Source organism: Rathayibacter sp. VKM Ac-2762, assembly GCF_009866585.1.
GTDB lineage: Bacteria > Actinomycetota > Actinomycetes > Actinomycetales > Microbacteriaceae > Rathayibacter.
The window spans coordinates 1,027,209-1,043,572 of sequence record NZ_CP047419.1 but is presented as its reverse complement, the minus strand read 5'-3'; the positions used below and the strand labels follow the sequence as shown (position 1 = coordinate 1,043,572).

The window sequence follows — 16,364 nt, the reverse complement described above, 5'->3', positions numbered from 1 at the left end:
TCCCGGACGGCTCGAGTCCCGAACGGCTCGAGTCCCGTCAGGGCGGCCGGGAGGGTCATCGGTCGGGAACAGTCCAGTGATCGACGACCGTCTCGGACGAGCGGGCGCCGGCGGAGGCTACGGCCGCCAGGGCTCCTCGCCGGAGCGGCCGTCGCCGCGGCGGCGCAGGTAGCGCTCGAACTCCTGGGCGATCGCCTCGCCGCTCGCCTCCGGCGAGTCGACGGTGTCGCGCGCCTGCTCGAGCTGGGCGATGTACGACGCCATCTCCTCGTCCTCGGCGGCGAGGGCGTCGATGCCGCGCTCCCACTCCTCCGCCTCCTCGACGAGGTCGCCGCGGGGGATCGCCAGGCCGACGACCTCCTCGAGCTTCTCGAGCAGCGCCAGCATCGCCTTGGGCGAGGGCGCGTTGTGCACGTAGTGCGGGACGGAGGCCCAGATCGAGACGGCGGGGATGCCGACCTTCTGCGCGGCCTCGCCGATCACGCTGAGGATGCCGACCGGCCCCTCGTAGCTGGAGCGCTCGAGCTCGAAGGAGCTCCGCAGCTCCGCGTTCTCGCTCGAGGCGAAGATCGAGATCGGCCGGGTGTGCGGGACGTCGGCGAGCATCGCGCCGAGGAAGACGACGGCGGAGATGTCGATCGCGAGCATGGCGTCGACGACCTCGGCGGCGAAGCTCTTCCAGCTGCGCGAGGGCTCGGTGCCGATCATGAGGTACAGCGCGCTCTCGGCGTCGACCGAGGTGTCGGCCGGGCCGAAGATCTGGGTGCCGGGCCAGGCGAGGCTGCGGCGGCCGTCCTCGCCGATCGAGAGCATGGGGCGGGTGTACTGGAAGTCGTAGTACTGCTCGGCGTCGACGGCGAAGAGGGGCACGTACTCCCCGGCGTCCTTGACCAGCCGCAGCGCGCCGCTGGCGGCGTCCCCGGCGTCGTTCCAGCCCTCGAAGGCCACGACCAGGACGTTCCCCGTGATCACGTTCATAGGCAGGATCTCCGCGTTCGGCTCGATGTGCGGGGAGCGCACACCGCGCCTGTCCCTCCGTCCAGGATAGGACCGCCCCCGGCCGCGCCCGTCCCGTCCGGCGGGATCGGCCGCGCTGTTCGCTCTCGGCCCGCGGCCGGGGAGGGGCGCGGCCCTGCCGGTACCATGGTCGCTCGTGACTCCCGAGACCTCCGCCCGGCCGCTGTCCTCCGAGTCGCTCGGAGGAGCGTCCGCCCCCGCCGCCGTCCTCTGGGACATGGACGGGACGCTCGTCGACACCGAGCCGTACTGGATGGCGTCGGAGCACGCGCTCGTCTCCTCCTTCGGCGGAGTGTGGACCCACGAGGACGCGATGGGACTCGTCGGCTCGGGCCTGCCCGCCGCCGCCCGCATCCTGCAGGGCAAGGGCGTCGACCTCTCCGTCGACGCGATCATCGACCGGATGACCGACGAGGTCGTCGACCAGCTGGCCGTGAGCATCCCGTGGCGACCGGGCGCGCTCGAGCTGCTGCGCGCGGTGTCCGAGGCGGGTGTGCCGCAGGCGCTGGTCACGATGTCGATCTCGCGGATGGCCGCGGCCGTCGTGGACCGGATCCCGTTCCCCGCCTTCGCCGCCGTCGTCAGCGGCGACATGGTCGAGCGCAGCAAGCCCCACCCCGAGGCGTACCTCCTCGCCGCGAGCACCCTCGGCGTCGACATCGCCGCCTGCGTCGCGATCGAGGACTCCCTCACGGGCCTCGGCGCGGCCGTCGCCTCCGGAGCCGCGGCGATCGGCGTCCCGCACCAGCTGGAGCTGGACCCCGCCGCCCCCTACGCCCTCTGGCCCACCCTCGCGGGCCGCACCGTCGCGGACCTCGCGACGGTGTCCTCCGAGCACCGCGGCTCCGGCCCGGCCACGACCGAGACGGAGGCCCGCCGATGACCGGTGAGGCACTGCAGCATTCCGGACCCTTCCGCGCGGGGGACCGCGTCCAGCTGACGGGACCCAAGGGGCGGATGAACACCATCACGCTCGTTCCCGGCAAGGTGTTCCACACGCACCGGGGCGGCATCGAGCACGACACGGTGATCGGGCTGCCCGACGGCTCGGTGGTGACCAACACCGTCGGCGTCGAGCACCTCGCGCTGCGCCCTCTCCTCGCCGACTTCGTGATGTCGATGCCCCGCGGCGCGGCGATCGTGTACCCGAAGGACGCGGCCCAGATCCTCGCCCTCGCCGACGTCTTCCCCGGCGCCCGCGTGGTCGAGGCCGGTGTCGGCTCCGGCGCGCTCTCGCTCTGGCTGCTGCGGGCGGTGGGTCCGACCGGCCGGCTGTCGTCGTTCGAGCGGCGCGAGGAGTTCGCGGATGTCGCACGGGCGAACATCGAGACCTTCCTCGGCTACACGCCCGACAACTGGAGCGTCACCGTCGGCGACCTCGTCGAGGCGCTGCCCGGCACGGTCCCGTCCGGCGAAGCCGACCGCGTCGTGCTCGACATGCTCGCGCCCTGGGAGTGCCTCGACGTCGCCGCCGAGGCTCTCACGCCCGGGGGAGTGCTCCTCTGCTACGTGGCCACCGTCACGCAGCTCTCGCGGACGGCGGAGGCGATCCGCGCCTCGGGCCTGTTCACGAACCCGTCGTCGAACGAGACCATGGTCCGCGGCTGGCACGTCGAGGGCCTCGCGGTCCGGCCGGACCACCGGATGATCGGCCACACCGGCTTCCTCATCACCGCTCGCCGGCTCGCTCCGGACACCGTGCTCCCCGAGCTCAAGCGCCGCCCGTCGAAGACGGACTTCAGCGACGAGGACGTGGAGGCCTGGACCCCCGGCGCGCTCGGCGAGCGCGCCGTGAGCCCCAAGAGCCTGCGCAAGCGGGTCCGCGAGTCCGCCACCAGCGCCGAGCTCTCCCGGGCCCGCGGGTTCGGCGAGGAGACCGCGGAGCCCGACGACGAGGGCATCCTCTAAGCTGTTCCCGGCCTCCGGGCCGTCTCCACCTCGGGCGTCACCGCTCCCCTTCTCTCGAATCGAGGACCCGTGCGCAGGACCACCGCGCTCATCGCCGGCATCGGCATCGTCGCCGCTCTCACCGGATGCACCGCGTCCTCCTCGCAGGCGGACTGCGACGCTCCGTTCTCCTCCGGCGACTCCTCGGCGGCGGTCAGCGCCACGGGCGACTTCGGAGCGAAGCCGGACGTCAGCGTCCCGACGCCGCTGAAGGCGGACGGCACGCAGGTCAGCACCCTCATCGAGGGCTCGGGCGCACCCCTCGAGAAGGGCCAGCTCGTCACCATCGACTACACCCTGGTCAACGGAGCGGACGGCACGGTCCTCGAGACCTCGCCCTACGACGGGTCGAGCACCGCCCGCTTCGGCGTCGGCGGAGCCGGGCTCGTCGGCCTGAACGAGGGCCTCCTCTGCACGCAGGTCGGCTCGCGCGTCGCCATCGCGATCGCCCCCGAGGACGGCTTCGGCCAGTCCTCGTCGCAGCTCGGCATCTCGGAGGACGACACGCTCGTGCTCGTCGCGGACGTCCGCGAGGCCTCGCTGGCCCGCGCGAACGGCGCCGTCCAGCCCGCGCCCGACGGCTTCCCGACGGTGACGCTCGGCGACGACGGACGCCCGGGGCTCGCGAAGCCCTCGGGCGACGCGCCGTCCGACCTCCGCATCGCCCAGCTCAAGAAGGGCGACGGCGACGTCGTCGCCGAGGGCGACCAGGTCGTCGTGGCCTACACCGGCTGGCAGTGGAGCGACGGGAAGGTGTTCGATTCCAGCTGGGAGAAGGGCGCTCCCGCCGTCTTCACGGCCGCCGACGGCTCGACCACCCAGGGCGGAGTCATCGCCGGATTCGCCGACGCCCTCATCGGCCAGCCCGTCGGATCCCAGGTCATCGCGGTCATCCCGCCGGACCAGGGCTACGGCGACCAGGGCTCCCCCCAGGGCGGGATCCCCGGCGGCGCGACGCTGATCTTCGTCGCCGACATCCTCGGAAAGGTCTGACCGAGCCCGGCCCTAGACTGGAGGGCGTGCCTTCCGACGCCCCGTCCTCGAGCCGCGTCCCGGCCGAGGAGCGTTTGTTCAACCTCGTGCTCGCGCTCGTCGCGGCCGAGAACGGACTGACGAAGGCCGACGTCCTCTCCACGGTGCAGGGCTACCGGCAGCGGGTCGGCCGGGGCGACCGGACCTCGCTCGAGCGCCAGTTCGAGCGCGACAAGGACGACCTGCGCGAGCTGGGTATCCCGATCGAGACGGTCGACGCCCCGGGCGACCCGGGCAACACCCAGACCGTCCGGTACCGCATCGCGAAGCGCAGCTACGACCTCCCGGCCGACCTGACCTTCGATCCGGAGGAGCTCGCGCTGCTCCGCCTGGCCGGGGCGGTCTGGCGCGAGGGGACGCTCTCGGCGGAGTCGCGGCGCGCGCTGATCAAGCTGCGCTCGATCGGGGTCGAGTCCGTCGACCCCGTCATCGGCATCAGCCCCTCGATCCGGGTTCGCGAGTCCTCGTTCGAGCCGCTCAACGCCGCGCTCGACCGCGGCCAGGTCGTCCGCTTCCCCTATCTGAAGCCCGGCGGCGAGGAGCCGCGCGTGCGCACCGTGCAGCCCCGCGCCCTGGTGAACCACCAGGGGCGCTGGCACCTCCACGGTTGGGACGAGGGCGCCGAGGGCACGCGGACCTTCCTCCTGTCGCGGATCGTCGGGCCGGTCGCCTCCACCGGCCGCACCGCGCCTCCCGCGGAGGGGGACCACGCGGCGACCGCTCTCGCCCAGCTCGACGAGATCCTGCAGCGCAACAGCGCGCTCCTGCGCGTCGCCCCCGACTCCGACGCCGCCCTCCGTCTCGGCGGGCGTGCCGAGGCCGAGGGCGAGGGCCAGGGCCTGCTGCGCCTGCACTACACCGACCCGGACGTGCTCGCGGACGAGCTCGCCGGTCACGGTCCCGAGGTGCGGGTGCTCGAGCCGGAGGAGCTCCGCCGCCGCGTCCTCGACCGCCTCCGCCGCACCCTGGACGACCATGGAGGGGATCCCCGTGGCTAGACCCCGCTCCCTGCAGGCGCGCGACCGACTGGCCGTCCTCCTCTCCCTCGTTCCCTATCTGCTCGACCGGGGTCGCGTCTCCGTCGCCGAGGTCGCCGCGCACTTCGAGATCCCGGAGGAGGAGGTGCGCCGCGCGGTGCGCCTCATCGCCGTCTCGGGCATCCCCGGCGAGACCGCGCAGTACCAGGCGAACGACCTCTTCGACATCGGCTGGGACGACTTCGAGGAGAACGACCACGTCGTCCTCACCCACCAGGTCGCGATCGACGACTCGCCGAGGTTCTCGGCGCGGGAGGCCGCCGCCCTCATCGCCGGCATGCAGTACCTCGCAGCGCTGCCCGAGAACCAGGGCAACGACCGGATCGCCTCGCTGATGGGGAAGCTCGCGCGCGGCGCCTCCTCGGCCCCGAGCGCGGTCGCGGTCTCGCGCGGCACGGGCGCGGACAGCGCTGTGGCGCTCCTGCGGACAGCGATGGGCTCGGCGACGCAGGTCGCTTTCGACTACCGCAGCGCCCGCGGCGAGACCGAGTCCCGGCTCGTCGACCCCTTCGTGCTCGAATCGGTCGACCGGGACTGGTACCTGCGCGGATGGGACCACCTCCGCGAGGGCGTCAGGACGTTCCGGGTCGACAGGATGCGCTCCCTCCGCGACACGGGGACGCCGATCGTCCGGCGTCGCAACGAGGTGACCCTCTCGGAACGGCTCTTCGAGGCCTCCGCCTCCGATCTCGTCGTGGACCTGCGCGTCGCCCCCAGCGCCGTCGTGCTGCTGGGCGACTACGCGGCCGACGCCGAGTTCCCCGATCCCGTGCCGGGGGAGGAGGACCACGGTGTCCTCGTCCGTCTCCGCGTCGCCCATCTGGAGGGATTGACGCGCCTGGTGGCGTCGTTGGCGGGTCTCGTCACCGTGGTGGCACCCCCCGAGGCGCGCTCCGCGGTGGCGCACTGGGCGGCCTCCGCGCTCGCCGCGAACGAGGGGGAGCCGTCGTGACCTGGTGGTCGTGGATCCTGATCTGGCTCGGCCTCGCGCTGGGCGCTCTGGCGATGCTGGTCCTCTTCGCCCTCTCCTACTGGCGCAAGGGGAAGGTGCTCCTCGGACAGCTGTCCGAGGTCACCGCGAAACTCGAGACACTGAGTCCTGGAGTGACGGACGACCTGCCGCCCCGGCCGCCCTCGTCGCTGTTCGCCGATCGCGACGACGTGAGGCGTGCGCACGAGGGCCGGCGTGACGCACGTCGCGACAGGATCGATCTCCGCCGGTCAGGACGGGTCGAACGGGGTAAGCTCCTCGTACACCGCAACCGACAAGTGAAGTGAGTCTGCAATGTTCGCTGGCCTCCAGGGGTGGCACCTCCTCATCATCCTCGCCGTGATCCTCCTCCTGTTCGGTGCGCCCAAGCTCCCGCAGCTGGCCCGTAGTGTCGGGCAGTCGATGCGGATCTTCAAGAGCGAGGTCAAGACCATGAAGGACGAGGACGGCACCGAGCGCCGTGAGTCGACCGAGGGGACCACCGGCACCGTCGCCGGATCCACCGGCACGACCACCGGCACCGGCACCACCACGCCGCCCGAGTCCCCGCTCAAGTAATGACGTCCGTGGCACCGAAGAAGCCACGGACGAAGCGGACGAAGAACCCCGACGGGCGCATGTCGCTCGGGGCGCACCTCGTCGAGCTTCGCAACAGGCTCTTCAAGTCGGCGATCGCGATCGTCATCGCGTGCGTCGCGGGGTGGTTCGTCTCGGAGTGGGTCTTCGAGGCCCTCAAGGCTCCGATCTCCGAGGTGGCCTCCACCCAGGGCAAGGAGGCGATCCTCAACTTCCCGACGATCGCCGGTGCCTTCGATCTGCGGCTGCAGATCGCCATCACGGTGGGCATCGTCCTGGCGAGCCCGGTCTGGCTCTACCAGATCTGGGCGTTCCTCGTCCCGGGCCTGACCCGCAAGGAGATGCGGTACGGCCTCGGCTTCATCCTCACCGCCATCCCGCTGTTCTTCGCGGGCTGTGCGGCCGGCTGGTTCGTGTTCCCGCACATCGTGGAGCTCCTGACGAGCTTCACCGGCAGCAACGCGGCGAGCTTCCTCGACGCCAAGATCTACTACGAGTTCGTTCTCAAGCTCGTGCTGGTCGTCGGCATCGCCTTCGTGCTGCCCGTCTTCCTGGTGCTCCTCAACTTCCTCGGCATCCTCCCCGGCATGCTGATCCTCAAGTCGTGGCGCATCGCGATCATGGCGATCGTGCTCTTCACGGCGATCGCGACCCCCGCGGCCGACCCGATCTCGATGTTCCTCCTGGCCATCCCGATCATCTTCCTGTTCTTCCTCGCCTGCGGGATCGCGATCCTGCACGACCGGCGCGCCGCCAAGCGCCAGCTGGTGTTCGACGGCAGCCCCTCCGACCTGCCCGCGTGACCGGACCGTCTCCCGCCGAGCGGTTCGCCGCGTTCCGGACGCGCCAGGGCCACGCGAGGGTCGAGGCGTTCCGCTCGACCCTCGCGTTCGACCTCGACCCCTTCCAGTACGAGGCCTGCAGCGCTCTCGACGACGGCCACAGCGTCCTCGTCGCCGCGCCCACCGGCGCCGGCAAGACGGCGGTGGCCGAGTTCGCGATCCACCTGGCCATGCAGGACCCGACGGCCAAGGTCTTCTACACGACGCCGATGAAGGCGCTGAGCAATCAGAAGTTCCAGGAGTTCGTCGAGGACTACGGAGCCTCCGAGGTCGGTCTGCTGACCGGCGACTCCAACGTCAACGCGCGCGCCCGCATCGTCGTGATGACGACCGAGGTGCTGCGCAACATGCTGTACGCCGACTCGGACCTCCTGCGCGACCTCGCCTACGTCGTGATGGACGAGGTGCACTACCTCGCCGACCGCTTCCGCGGCGCCGTCTGGGAGGAGGTCATCATCCACCTCCCGCAGCGCGTGCGGCTGGTCTCGCTCAGCGCGACCGTGTCGAACGCCGAGGAGTTCGGCGACTGGCTCCAGACCGTCCGGGGCGAGACCGAGGTCATCGTCTCCGAGGAGCGGCCCGTCCCGCTCGACCAGCACGTCCTGGTGGGCGGCAAGCTGGTCGACCTCTTCGACTCCTCCGGTCGGGCGGCGACGAACCGGGTGAACCCCGAGCTCGCCCGCATGGCCCAGGGCGGCTCCCGGGTCGAGCGCGGCGGCAGGGGCGGCCGCAACGGCCGAGGCGGTCGCGGCCGCTACCCAGAGCAGCGCACCGAGGAGCTCGTGCTGCGCTCGGAGGTCGTCGAGATCCTCCGCGGCAAGAACCTCCTCCCCGCGATCTTCTTCGTCTTCAGCCGTGCGGGCTGCGACCAGGCCGTGCGCCAGGTGCTGCGGTCGGGCGTGCGCCTCACCGAGCGCCACGAGCGCGACGAGATCCGCGCGATCGTCGAGGAGCGGTGCCGGACGATCCGCGACGAGGACCTCGCGGTGCTCGGCTACTGGGAGTGGCTCGACGGACTCCAGCGGGGCGTCGCCGCGCACCACGCCGGGATGCTCCCCGCCTTCAAGGAGGTCGTCGAGGAGCTGTTCCTGCGCCGGCTCGTGCGGGTGGTCTTCGCGACCGAGACGCTCGCGCTCGGCATCAACATGCCGGCCCGCACGGTCGTCCTCGAAAAGCTCGAGAAGTTCAACGGCGAGGCGCGCGTCCCGATCACACCGGGGGAGTACACCCAGCTCACCGGCCGGGCGGGCCGACGCGGCATCGACGTCGAGGGCCACTCGGTGATCCAGTGGCGCGGCGGGATGGACCCTCAGGCGGTCGCGTCCCTCGCCTCCCGGCGGACCTACCCGCTCAACTCCAGCTTCCGCCCCAGCTACAACATGGCCGCGAACCTGATCGAGCAGTTCGGGCGGGTGCGCACGCGCGAGATCCTCGAGTCGTCGTTCGCGCAGTTCCAGGCCGACCGGTCCGTCGTCGATCTCGCCCGCCGGGTCCGCCAGCAGGAGGAGTCGATGGCGGGCTACGTCACGGCGATGCAGTGCCACCTGGGCGACTTCGAGCAGTACGCGGCGATCCGCCGTGAGATCGGCGACCTCGAGCGCCGGGGCGCGGTGCGCGGCGAGTCGGCCTCCCACGCCGAGCGCGAGAAGCGCCAGGGACAGCTCACGAGCCTGCGGCGTCGGATGAAGGCGCACCCGTGCCACGCCTGCTCCGACCGCGAGCAGCACGCGCGCTGGGCCGAGCGCTGGTGGAAGCTGCGCCGCGAGACCGACGAGATCGAGCGCCAGATCCGCTCGCGCACCGGCGCCGTCGCCCGCATCTTCGACCACATCACGGACGTGCTGCTCGAGCTCGGCTACTTCCGCCGGGACGAGGTCGGCGAGCTCTCGCTGACGCCCAACGGTCGCACGCTCCGCCGGATCTACGGGGAGCGGGACCTGCTCGTCGCCGAGTGCCTCCGGAAGCAGGCGTGGACGGAGCTCGATCCGGCCGGCCTCGCGGCGATGGCGTGCTGCCTGGTCTTCGAGCCGCGACGCGAGGAGGGGACGCTCGGCGAGCAGTTCCTGCCCCGCGGCGCGTTCCCCGAGGCGCTGGAGAGGACCCAGCTTCTGTGGGCCCGGCTCGACGACGTCGAGCGGGAGCACCGCCTGCCGGGCAGCAACCCGATCTCGACGAGCCTGGCGCTGTCGATGAACATGTGGGCCAAGGGCATGCCGCTCGACATGGTGCTCCGCGAGTCCGACATGGCCGCCGGCGACTTCGTGCGCTGGGCGAAGCAGACCATCGACCTCCTCGACCAGCTCTCCGTCGTCGCCGAGGGCAAGGTCGGCCGCGCGGCCCGGACCGCCCTCGACCTGGTCCGCCGCGGCATCGTCGCGTACTCGACGGTCGCATGACGCCGATCGCTCCTCCGCCCGACGGGCGGACCGTTCCGCTGTGGGTGGCGCTGCCCCTCGCCGCCCTCGGCGGCGCCGTGCTCGACCGCGGCTTCCCCGACTCCGACGTCTGGCCGCTGGCGATCGTGGGCGCCGCGGCGATCCTGTTCGCGCTGGCGGGGCGCGGCTTCTGGAGCGGGAGCCTCGTCGGCCTCGTCGGCGGAGCGGTCTTCTGGGGCGTCCACATCGAGTGGCTGACCCTCTACCTCGGCCCGGTCCCGTGGGCGGCCCTCGCCGGCCTGCAGGCGATCTTCTTCGCGCTCTCCGCGGGGCTGATGGCGGTCGTCTCCACGCGCGGCCACCGCGTCTGGACGGGACCGCTCGGCCGGATGGTCGGCCTCCCCGCCCTCCTGGGGGCGCTCTGGATCGGGCGCGAGTCGATCACCAGCGTCTGGCCCTACGGCGGCTTCGCCTGGGGCCGCCTCGCGATCTCGCAGTCCCTCGGCCCGCTCTCCGGTCTCGCGGCGTGGATCGGCTTCGCCGGCCTCGGCTTCGTGGTGGCGTTCCTCGCGGCCGTGCTCGCGCAGGCCGTCCGCGAGATGTCCGTCCCGGCCTCCGCCCGGGTCAGCGCTCTCGCGGGCTTCGCGATCGTGGCGCTGGTGTTCCCCGCCTGGCCGGCACCGACGGAGGGCACGACCCGGATCGCCGCCGTCCAGGGCGACTCCGATGCGGGCCTCTTCTCGCAGAGCTACCGCGGGCAGATCCTCGAGGACCACACCTCGGCGACGCTGCCGATCCTCGACCAGGACGTCGACATGGTGGTGTGGCCCGAGAACGGCGTCGACATCGATCCGACCCGGAACGCCCAATCGGCCGCCGTCCTCGACTACCTCAGCCGGACGATGGACGCGCCGTTCATCGTGGGCACGATCACGAACCCCTCGGACGACGTCTTCTACAACAGCTCGCTGCTCTGGAAGGCGGGGGAGGGGGCGACGCAGGTCTACGACAAGGTGCATCCCGTCCCGTTCGCCGAGTACATGCCGGACCGCGCGTTCTGGCGGATGTTCGCTCCGGACCTGGTCGACCTGGTGAGCCGGGACTACTCGATCGGCACCCGTCCCAACGTCTTCGACGTGAACGGCGTCCTCGCAGGCATCGCGATCTGCTTCGACATCTCGGACGACGCGCTGACGAACGCGATGGTCGACGGGGGAGCCCAGGTCATCCTCGGGCAGACCAACAACGCCGACTTCGGCCGGACGGACGAGAGCGTCCAGCAGCTCGCCATCGCTCGCCTGCGGGCCATCGAGACCGGGCGCAGCGTGGTCAACATCTCGACCGTCGGGACGAGTGCGATCATCGGGCCGGACGGCGCGACGATCGACTCCCTGACATGGTTCGAGCCGGGTGCCATGGTGGACGAGGTCCCCCTCAGCTCCACCACGACCCCGGCTCTGGTGTGGGCGCGAGACCTCGGCTGGTACTTCCTGGCCGCCGGTCTCATCGGCATGGTCTCGTTCGTCCTCAGGACGCGCGAGCCGCGACGCCGTTACCGCTGACCGGCGCTACGCGCCGATCTTGTGCTCGCCGCGCCTGGCGCGCAGATAGGCGAGCCGCTCCTCGAGCAGCTCCTCCAGCTCCGCGCGGGTCCGACGCTCGAGCAGCATGTCCCAGTGGGTGCGCGGAGCCTTCTGCTCGCCCTTGTCCACGACGACCGGCTTCGAGTCCACCATCAGAGTGGCCTCGTGACCGCAGGAGCGGCACTCCCAGGTCTCCGGTGCTTCCGCGTCGGCCGAGAACACCATGTCGGTGTCGTGGCCGCAGTTCGCGCAGTGGTACTCGTACGTCGATCGCGGGGAGAAGACGACGCCTTCTTCGCTCTGCAGGCTCTGGGATCCGAGCCGCATTCCTCGCAGGCTTCGATCTGCCATTGTGTGGTCTCCTCTCGCTGTGCTTCCCCAGTGTCAACGTCGTACCTGGAGGTGGTCTTCCCGTCCCTGCCATTGCCAGAGAATCCTCAGGTCGGAGGCGTATTCCGCGGCTCCTGAGGGCGTGGCCGACGGGCGCTGAGGAAGGCGTCGACGGCCGCTCGGGCGAGGTCGGTGCGGTCGGTTACGAGCCCGTCGATCCCGAGCGCGAGGAGCTGCTCCATCCGCTCCGGATCGTCGATGGTCCAGAGGTGGATCTCGCAGCCGGTCACCCGCAGCCGGGCGAGGATCCGCGGCTCGGCGACGCGGAGGCCGAGCGCGCGCTCGGGCACCTGGAGCGCGTCGATGCCGCGGAGAGCGAGACGCACGGGGAGGGCGGCGCCGAGGTGGGCGGCGACCAGGGCGACGACGAAGCGGACCGCCGACGCCGAGGTCGCGGCGCCGGGAAGACGGCGGAGGGCCGCTGCTCGACGGATCTCGGAGAACGAGGTGATCAGGACGCGCTCCGCGGCGGCGGCGCCGGACACCGCCGCGACGACCGGGTCGATCGCGTCCCGCGACTTCACGTCGACATTGAAGCGCGCGCGGGGGAGTGCGGCGAGGGCCTGCTCGAGAGAGGCGAGCCGGGCGCCGCCCGCCAGTCGGAGGTCGGCGAGCTCCTCCCACCGGGTGGCGGCGACGACGTGGCGGCGGCCGGAGTGGTCGATCACCTCGGCGTCGTGGACGAGCACGGCGACCCCGTCGAGGGACGCGCGCGCGTCCGTCTCGAGGAGGTCCGCACCCGCGGCGAGGGCGCGCTCGAAGGCGGCGAGCGTGTTGCCCTCGGCCTGCGGGCCGAACCCGCGATGCGCGATCGCCCGGGGGGTCGGCCCACTCAGGACGAGGGGTCGCTCGGAGGCGCGCATCGCGGACCGGATCCGCGGCTCAGACGGCCGGCGGCGGGGGAGTGGGCGCGGAGTCCGGGGTTCCGTCGGTCGTCGCGGCCGCCACGGGGGCGGACGTGTCGGATCCGGGCACGACAGGCGTGGAGCCGACGGACCCCGATGCGGCAGGCGCGGACGCCGCAGGCGCCGACGGGGGTGCCGCGTCCTGCGGGCGGACCGCCGGGGCGGACTGGCCGCGCTGGCCGAGCGCGCCTCCGATGCCCTTCAGCGCCTCGGTGAGCTCGCTCGGGATGACCCAGAGCTTGTTCGCGCTGCCCTCGGCGATCTTGGGGAGTGTCTGGAGGTACTGGTAGGCGAGGAGCTCGCTGTCGGGGCGGCCCTCGTGGATGGCGTGGAAGACGGTGGTGATCGCCTTGGCCTCACCCTCGGCCCGCAGGACCGCCGCCTTCGCCTGGCCCTCCGCAGCGAGGATCGCGGCCTGGCGCTGACCTTCGGCGTTCAGGATCTGGGACTGCTTGGTGCCCTCGGCGGTGAGGATCACGGCTCGACGGTCGCGCTCGGCGCGCATCTGCTTCTCCATCGAGTCCTGGATGGAGAGGGGCGGGTCGATGGCCTTGAGCTCCACGCGTCCGACGCGGATGCCCCACTTGCCGGTGGCCTCGTCGAGGACGATGCGCAGCTGCCCGTTGATGTTGTCGCGGGAGGTCAGCGCCTCCTCGAGGTTCAGGCCGCCGACGACGTTGCGGAGCGTGGTGGTGGTCAGCTGCTCGACCGCGCCGAGGTAGTTGGCGATCTCGTAGGTCGCCGCGCGGGCGTCCGTCACCTGGAAGTAGACGACCGTGTCGATCGAGACGACGAGGTTGTCCTCCGTGATCACGGGCTGGGGCGGGAACGAGACGACCTGCTCGCGCAGATCGATCAGCGGGCGGACCCGGTCGATGAACGGCACGACGAGATTGAGGCCCGGCAGCAGGGTCTTGTGGTACTTGCCGAGGCGCTCCACGACCCCGGCGGTGGCCTGGGGGATGATGCGGACCGCTCGGAAGAGGACGACCAGGGCGAAGAGGACGACGGCGGCGACGACGACGATCGTCACGACGGAGGACGGTGTCACGGTGTGCTCCTTTCGGCGGGGACGACGACCGCGGTCGCGCCCTCGATGGCGGTGACGACGACTCTCTCGCCGACTCCGAGTGTGCGGTCCTCGACGAGCGGGGACAGGCGGACGGTCCAGGTCTCGCCGTTGGCGAGCTTGACCTGGCCGGCTCCGGGGCCGGCGAGGACGACGCTGCCGGAGAGCCCGAGGAGAGCGTCCGCTCCGCTGGGGGTGGGATCGCCGCCCCGCTTCAGCAGCCGCAGCAGCGGCGGCCGGACGGTGAACAGCAGGAGGGCGGCGAGGACGGCCGCGACGGGGACCTGGACCCAGAAGGGAGCCCCGACCAGCCCGGTCAGCAGTCCGCCGATGCTGCCGACGGCGAGCATCAGGAACGTGAACTCGAGAGTGATCATCTCGACGATCACGAAGATGAGGATCAGCGCGAGCCAGAGGATCCACGCGTACTGGGTGACAGCGTCCATGCTGTGTGCTCCTTCCCCTCGACGAGCATTCCCAGGCTATCAACGCCCCCCGGACGAGGGCTGGGAGAGGGGGTGCGCCGACGGTCTCGAGGCCCTTGGTAGACTCCTCCGTCGGGCCGTGGCCCGTCATCGTGCCCGATCCGGTCTCCGAGCCGGCGTCCTGGAGGAATACCCGTGTCCAATCCCCTCGCCCCCGGCTCCTTCGACGGCAAGCGCGCTCTCGTCACCGGGTCGTCCCGCGGCATCGGCGCCGACACGGTCCGCTACCTGGCCGAGGCCGGAGCCCGCGTCGTCGTCAACTACCGCTCGAAGGCGCCGCGCGCCGACAAGCTCGTCGCGCAGATCGTCGAGGCCGGCGGCACCGCCATCGCCGTCGGCGCCGATCTCACCGACGCAGACTCGCGCGCCGAGCTCTTCTCGCGCATCGAGAAGGAGTACGGAGGACTGGACGTGCTCGTCCTGAACGCCTCCGGCGGCATGGAGAGCAACATGGGGGAGGACTACGCGATGGTCCTCAACCGCGACTCGCAGGTCGCCGTGCTCGACGCGGCGCTGCCGCTGCTCTCCGAGGGCTCTCGTGTCGTGTTCGTCACGAGCCACCAGGCGCACTTCATCCGGACCACGCCCACGATGCCTGAGTACGAGCCCGTCGCGCTCTCCAAGCGCGCCGGCGAGGACGCCCTGCGCGAGCGGATCGGTGAGCTCGCCGAGCGCGGGATCGAGTTCGTCGTCGTCTCGGGCGACATGATCGAGGGCACCATCACCGCGACCCTGCTGGAGCGCGCGAACCCGGGCGCGATCAGCTCGCGGCGCGAGTCGGCCGGGAAGCTCTACAACGTGCAGGAGTTCGCGGCCGAGGTCGCTCTGGCGGCCGTCGAGTCGATCCCCGCGGACAACACCCGACTCGTCGGCGACATCTCCGACTTCGCCTGATCCTCTCCAGGGGCTGACGCCGGCGCACGGGTCTGCTCTCCTCGACGGATGACCCCGGTGGACGGCAGCGGACCGGCATCGGGGGAGTCCGATGCCGTCGTGGGTGAAGTCCGTTCGTCGGCGGACGCCGGGCGGCGTGAGCATCCTTCTCGATGCAGCCGCGGTGATGGTGAACCTGCGGGAGCGCTCGCAGGGCCGCTGACGCGCGTTACCGCAGGCGCCCGAGAGGATCGGGCCGACGACGGCGTCCGCGGCACGATGACCGTCGATCCGCAGCTGCGGCTGGTCACGCGCTTCGACACTCCGACCGAGACGTGCTGGTACGAGGACGTCGAGGCGTGGGTGGAGCATTCCCCGATCCGCTGATGACGTTCCGGACCGTCGGGCGGCCTCAATCCCGGTCCGTCCGGCCCTTCCGCCGTTATCCGATAATGCACATTATGTCAGTTCGACCGAAGCCCCGGTCGGCAGGATGGCGATCGACTCCCCTCATCGCTCCTGCGACAGGATGTCACCGGTCGCCGTCGAGCTCCGGTGACAGACCGGGCGCTTCGACGGTGAGGCCTCGGATCACCGCGGCGACGACCATGCGCTGCGTGAGTTCGGCGCTGGTGTCCACGGGCCACTGGCTCACCGACCCGACGTGCGCCGCGACGACCGCCTTCGCCAGGACGGCGGACTCGACGGCGGGGACGCGGCCGTGCACGGCGGCGAGGGCGGCGAAGCGCTCGCCCAGCTCGCGCGAGACGCGGTCGTCGTCGATCATCATCCGCTCGGCGAACTCCGGGTCCGCGGCAGCGCGTGCCAGGAGCACCGACCGCAGGGAGAACCACTCGCGGCTGGACGGGAGCGCGTCGAGGAGGGAGCGTACGGCGCTGTCGAGGGTCGCCGCGCGGTGCTCCTCCTGCAGCTGGACGTCGAGGGCCTCCTGCAGGCTCCCCCACACTCTCGCGGCCTGCTCCTCGTGGAGTGCGAGGAAGAGCTGGTCGACACCGGCGAAGTTCGAGTAGAACGCGCCGCGGGTGAAGCCCGCCTGCGCGCAGATGTCCTCGACGCGCTGGCCGATGGTGCCCGTGCTCTCGAAGAGCTCGGCGGCCGCGGCGAGGAGACGTCGTCGCGTCTCGCTCCTCCGCCGGACCGGAGCCTGCTCGCCTGTGACCACGCCCCCAGCCTATTCGGATCCTTGCGCTGAATGGGCCTTTTCAGTACGTTTCGTTTCCA

At 71.5% G+C, this 16,364-nt stretch carries 18 protein-coding genes; 12 read left to right on the top strand and 6 right to left on the bottom strand.

Annotation, left to right across the window (positions count from 1 at the left end):
- Nucleotides 1-117: 117 nt before the first annotated feature.
- Nucleotides 118-978 (bottom strand): PAC2 family protein, encoded by an 861-nt coding sequence (locus GTU71_RS04935; RefSeq protein WP_104222142.1) that lies wholly within the window; start codon nt 976-978, stop codon nt 118-120.
- A 175-nt stretch (nt 979-1,153) separates the two neighbouring features.
- On the opposite strand from GTU71_RS04935, the gene GTU71_RS04930 reads away from it, so the two are divergent.
- From GTU71_RS04930 to lnt, 10 genes are all read left to right on the top strand, one after another.
- Nucleotides 1,154-1,900, top strand: coding sequence for an HAD family hydrolase (locus GTU71_RS04930; protein WP_258068331.1), 747 nt, complete (start codon nt 1,154-1,156; stop codon nt 1,898-1,900).
- Nucleotides 1,897-2,925, top strand: coding sequence for a tRNA (adenine-N1)-methyltransferase (locus GTU71_RS04925; protein WP_104222012.1), 1,029 nt, complete (start codon nt 1,897-1,899; stop codon nt 2,923-2,925). Before GTU71_RS04930 ends, GTU71_RS04925 begins: the two co-directional genes overlap by 4 nt.
- 69 nt (nt 2,926-2,994) lie before the next feature.
- The gene (locus GTU71_RS04920; RefSeq protein ID WP_104283653.1) at nt 2,995-3,957 is read left to right on the top strand and encodes an FKBP-type peptidyl-prolyl cis-trans isomerase; all 963 of its coding nucleotides are present in this window, start codon (nt 2,995-2,997) and stop codon (nt 3,955-3,957) included.
- A gap of 74 nt (nt 3,958-4,031) precedes the next feature.
- Nucleotides 4,032-4,994 carry a WYL domain-containing protein gene (locus tag GTU71_RS04915; RefSeq protein ID WP_244230643.1) on the top strand — a complete coding sequence of 321 codons (963 nt, stop codon included), beginning with the start codon at nt 4,032-4,034 and terminating at the stop codon, nt 4,992-4,994.
- A complete protein-coding gene (locus tag GTU71_RS04910; RefSeq protein ID WP_244230642.1) occupies nt 4,987-5,985 on the top strand; it encodes a WYL domain-containing protein in 999 nt (332 codons plus the stop codon). The genes GTU71_RS04915 and GTU71_RS04910 overlap by 8 nt, the downstream gene beginning before the upstream one ends.
- Entirely contained in the window at nt 5,982-6,311 is a 330-nt protein-coding gene (locus tag GTU71_RS04905; RefSeq protein ID WP_104232604.1) for a hypothetical protein, read from the top strand. Before GTU71_RS04910 ends, GTU71_RS04905 begins: the two co-directional genes overlap by 4 nt.
- A gap of 7 nt (nt 6,312-6,318) precedes the next feature.
- Entirely contained in the window at nt 6,319-6,582 is a 264-nt protein-coding gene (gene tatA / locus GTU71_RS04900) for a Sec-independent protein translocase subunit TatA (RefSeq protein WP_104222022.1), read from the top strand.
- A 59-nt stretch (nt 6,583-6,641) separates the two neighbouring features.
- Entirely contained in the window at nt 6,642-7,403 is a 762-nt protein-coding gene (tatC, locus tag GTU71_RS04895) for a twin-arginine translocase subunit TatC (RefSeq protein ID WP_104232683.1), read from the top strand.
- Entirely contained in the window at nt 7,400-9,838 is a 2,439-nt protein-coding gene (locus GTU71_RS04890) for a DEAD/DEAH box helicase (RefSeq protein ID WP_104222026.1), read from the top strand. Before tatC ends, GTU71_RS04890 begins: the two co-directional genes overlap by 4 nt.
- On the top strand, nt 9,835-11,379 hold the full coding sequence (lnt, locus tag GTU71_RS04885) for an apolipoprotein N-acyltransferase (protein ID WP_159939415.1): 1,545 nt from the start codon (nt 9,835-9,837) through the stop codon (nt 11,377-11,379). The genes GTU71_RS04890 and lnt overlap by 4 nt, the downstream gene beginning before the upstream one ends.
- Before the next feature lie 6 nt (nt 11,380-11,385).
- Here the strand turns inward: lnt and GTU71_RS04880 are convergent, their stop codons facing one another.
- The 4 genes from GTU71_RS04880 to GTU71_RS04865 form a co-directional block, all read right to left on the bottom strand.
- The gene (locus GTU71_RS04880) at nt 11,386-11,751 is read right to left on the bottom strand and encodes an RNA polymerase-binding protein RbpA (RefSeq protein WP_068207052.1); all 366 of its coding nucleotides are present in this window, start codon (nt 11,749-11,751) and stop codon (nt 11,386-11,388) included.
- Between the two features lie 86 nt (nt 11,752-11,837).
- Complete coding sequence (locus tag GTU71_RS04875) at nt 11,838-12,653, bottom strand: glycerophosphodiester phosphodiesterase family protein (protein WP_159939414.1); 816 nt, start codon at nt 12,651-12,653, stop codon at nt 11,838-11,840.
- A gap of 19 nt (nt 12,654-12,672) precedes the next feature.
- Nucleotides 12,673-13,746, bottom strand: coding sequence for an SPFH domain-containing protein (locus GTU71_RS04870; RefSeq protein WP_159939413.1), 1,074 nt, complete (start codon nt 13,744-13,746; stop codon nt 12,673-12,675).
- Nucleotides 13,743-14,210, bottom strand: a complete 468-nt coding sequence (locus GTU71_RS04865; protein ID WP_104222034.1) for an NfeD family protein — start codon at nt 14,208-14,210, stop codon at nt 13,743-13,745. The genes GTU71_RS04870 and GTU71_RS04865 overlap by 4 nt, the downstream gene beginning before the upstream one ends.
- Before the next feature lie 174 nt (nt 14,211-14,384).
- Here GTU71_RS04865 and GTU71_RS04860 point away from each other — a divergent pair, with 174 nt between their 5' ends.
- Complete coding sequence (locus GTU71_RS04860) at nt 14,385-15,143, top strand: SDR family oxidoreductase (RefSeq protein ID WP_104351254.1); 759 nt, start codon at nt 14,385-14,387, stop codon at nt 15,141-15,143.
- Nucleotides 15,144-15,191: 48 nt separating this feature from the next.
- Nucleotides 15,192-15,509, top strand: coding sequence for a hypothetical protein (locus GTU71_RS04855; RefSeq protein WP_159939412.1), 318 nt, complete (start codon nt 15,192-15,194; stop codon nt 15,507-15,509).
- Between the two features lie 145 nt (nt 15,510-15,654).
- On the opposite strand, the gene GTU71_RS04850 is transcribed toward GTU71_RS04855, so the two are convergent.
- Entirely contained in the window at nt 15,655-16,305 is a 651-nt protein-coding gene (locus GTU71_RS04850; RefSeq protein WP_159939411.1) for a TetR/AcrR family transcriptional regulator, read from the bottom strand.
- Nucleotides 16,306-16,364 lie beyond the last annotated feature (59 nt).

Coding starts and splice junctions, on each gene's coding strand:
- GTU71_RS04925 (WP_104222012.1), top strand. CDS start 1,897: ATGACCGGTGAGGCACTGCAGCATTCCGGACCCTTCCGCGCGGGGGAC.
- GTU71_RS04880 (WP_068207052.1), bottom strand. CDS start 11,751: ATGGCAGATCGAAGCCTGCGAGGAATGCGGCTCGGATCCCAGAGCCTG.
- GTU71_RS04875 (WP_159939414.1), bottom strand. CDS start 12,653: ATGCGCGCCTCCGAGCGACCCCTCGTCCTGAGTGGGCCGACCCCCCGG.
- GTU71_RS04855 (WP_159939412.1), top strand. CDS start 15,192: ATGACCCCGGTGGACGGCAGCGGACCGGCATCGGGGGAGTCCGATGCC.
- GTU71_RS04935 (WP_104222142.1), bottom strand. CDS start 978: ATGAACGTGATCACGGGGAACGTCCTGGTCGTGGCCTTCGAGGGCTGG.
- lnt (WP_159939415.1), top strand. CDS start 9,835: ATGACGCCGATCGCTCCTCCGCCCGACGGGCGGACCGTTCCGCTGTGG.
- GTU71_RS04865 (WP_104222034.1), bottom strand. CDS start 14,210: ATGGACGCTGTCACCCAGTACGCGTGGATCCTCTGGCTCGCGCTGATC.
- tatA (WP_104222022.1), top strand. CDS start 6,319: ATGTTCGCTGGCCTCCAGGGGTGGCACCTCCTCATCATCCTCGCCGTG.
- tatC (WP_104232683.1), top strand. CDS start 6,642: ATGTCGCTCGGGGCGCACCTCGTCGAGCTTCGCAACAGGCTCTTCAAG.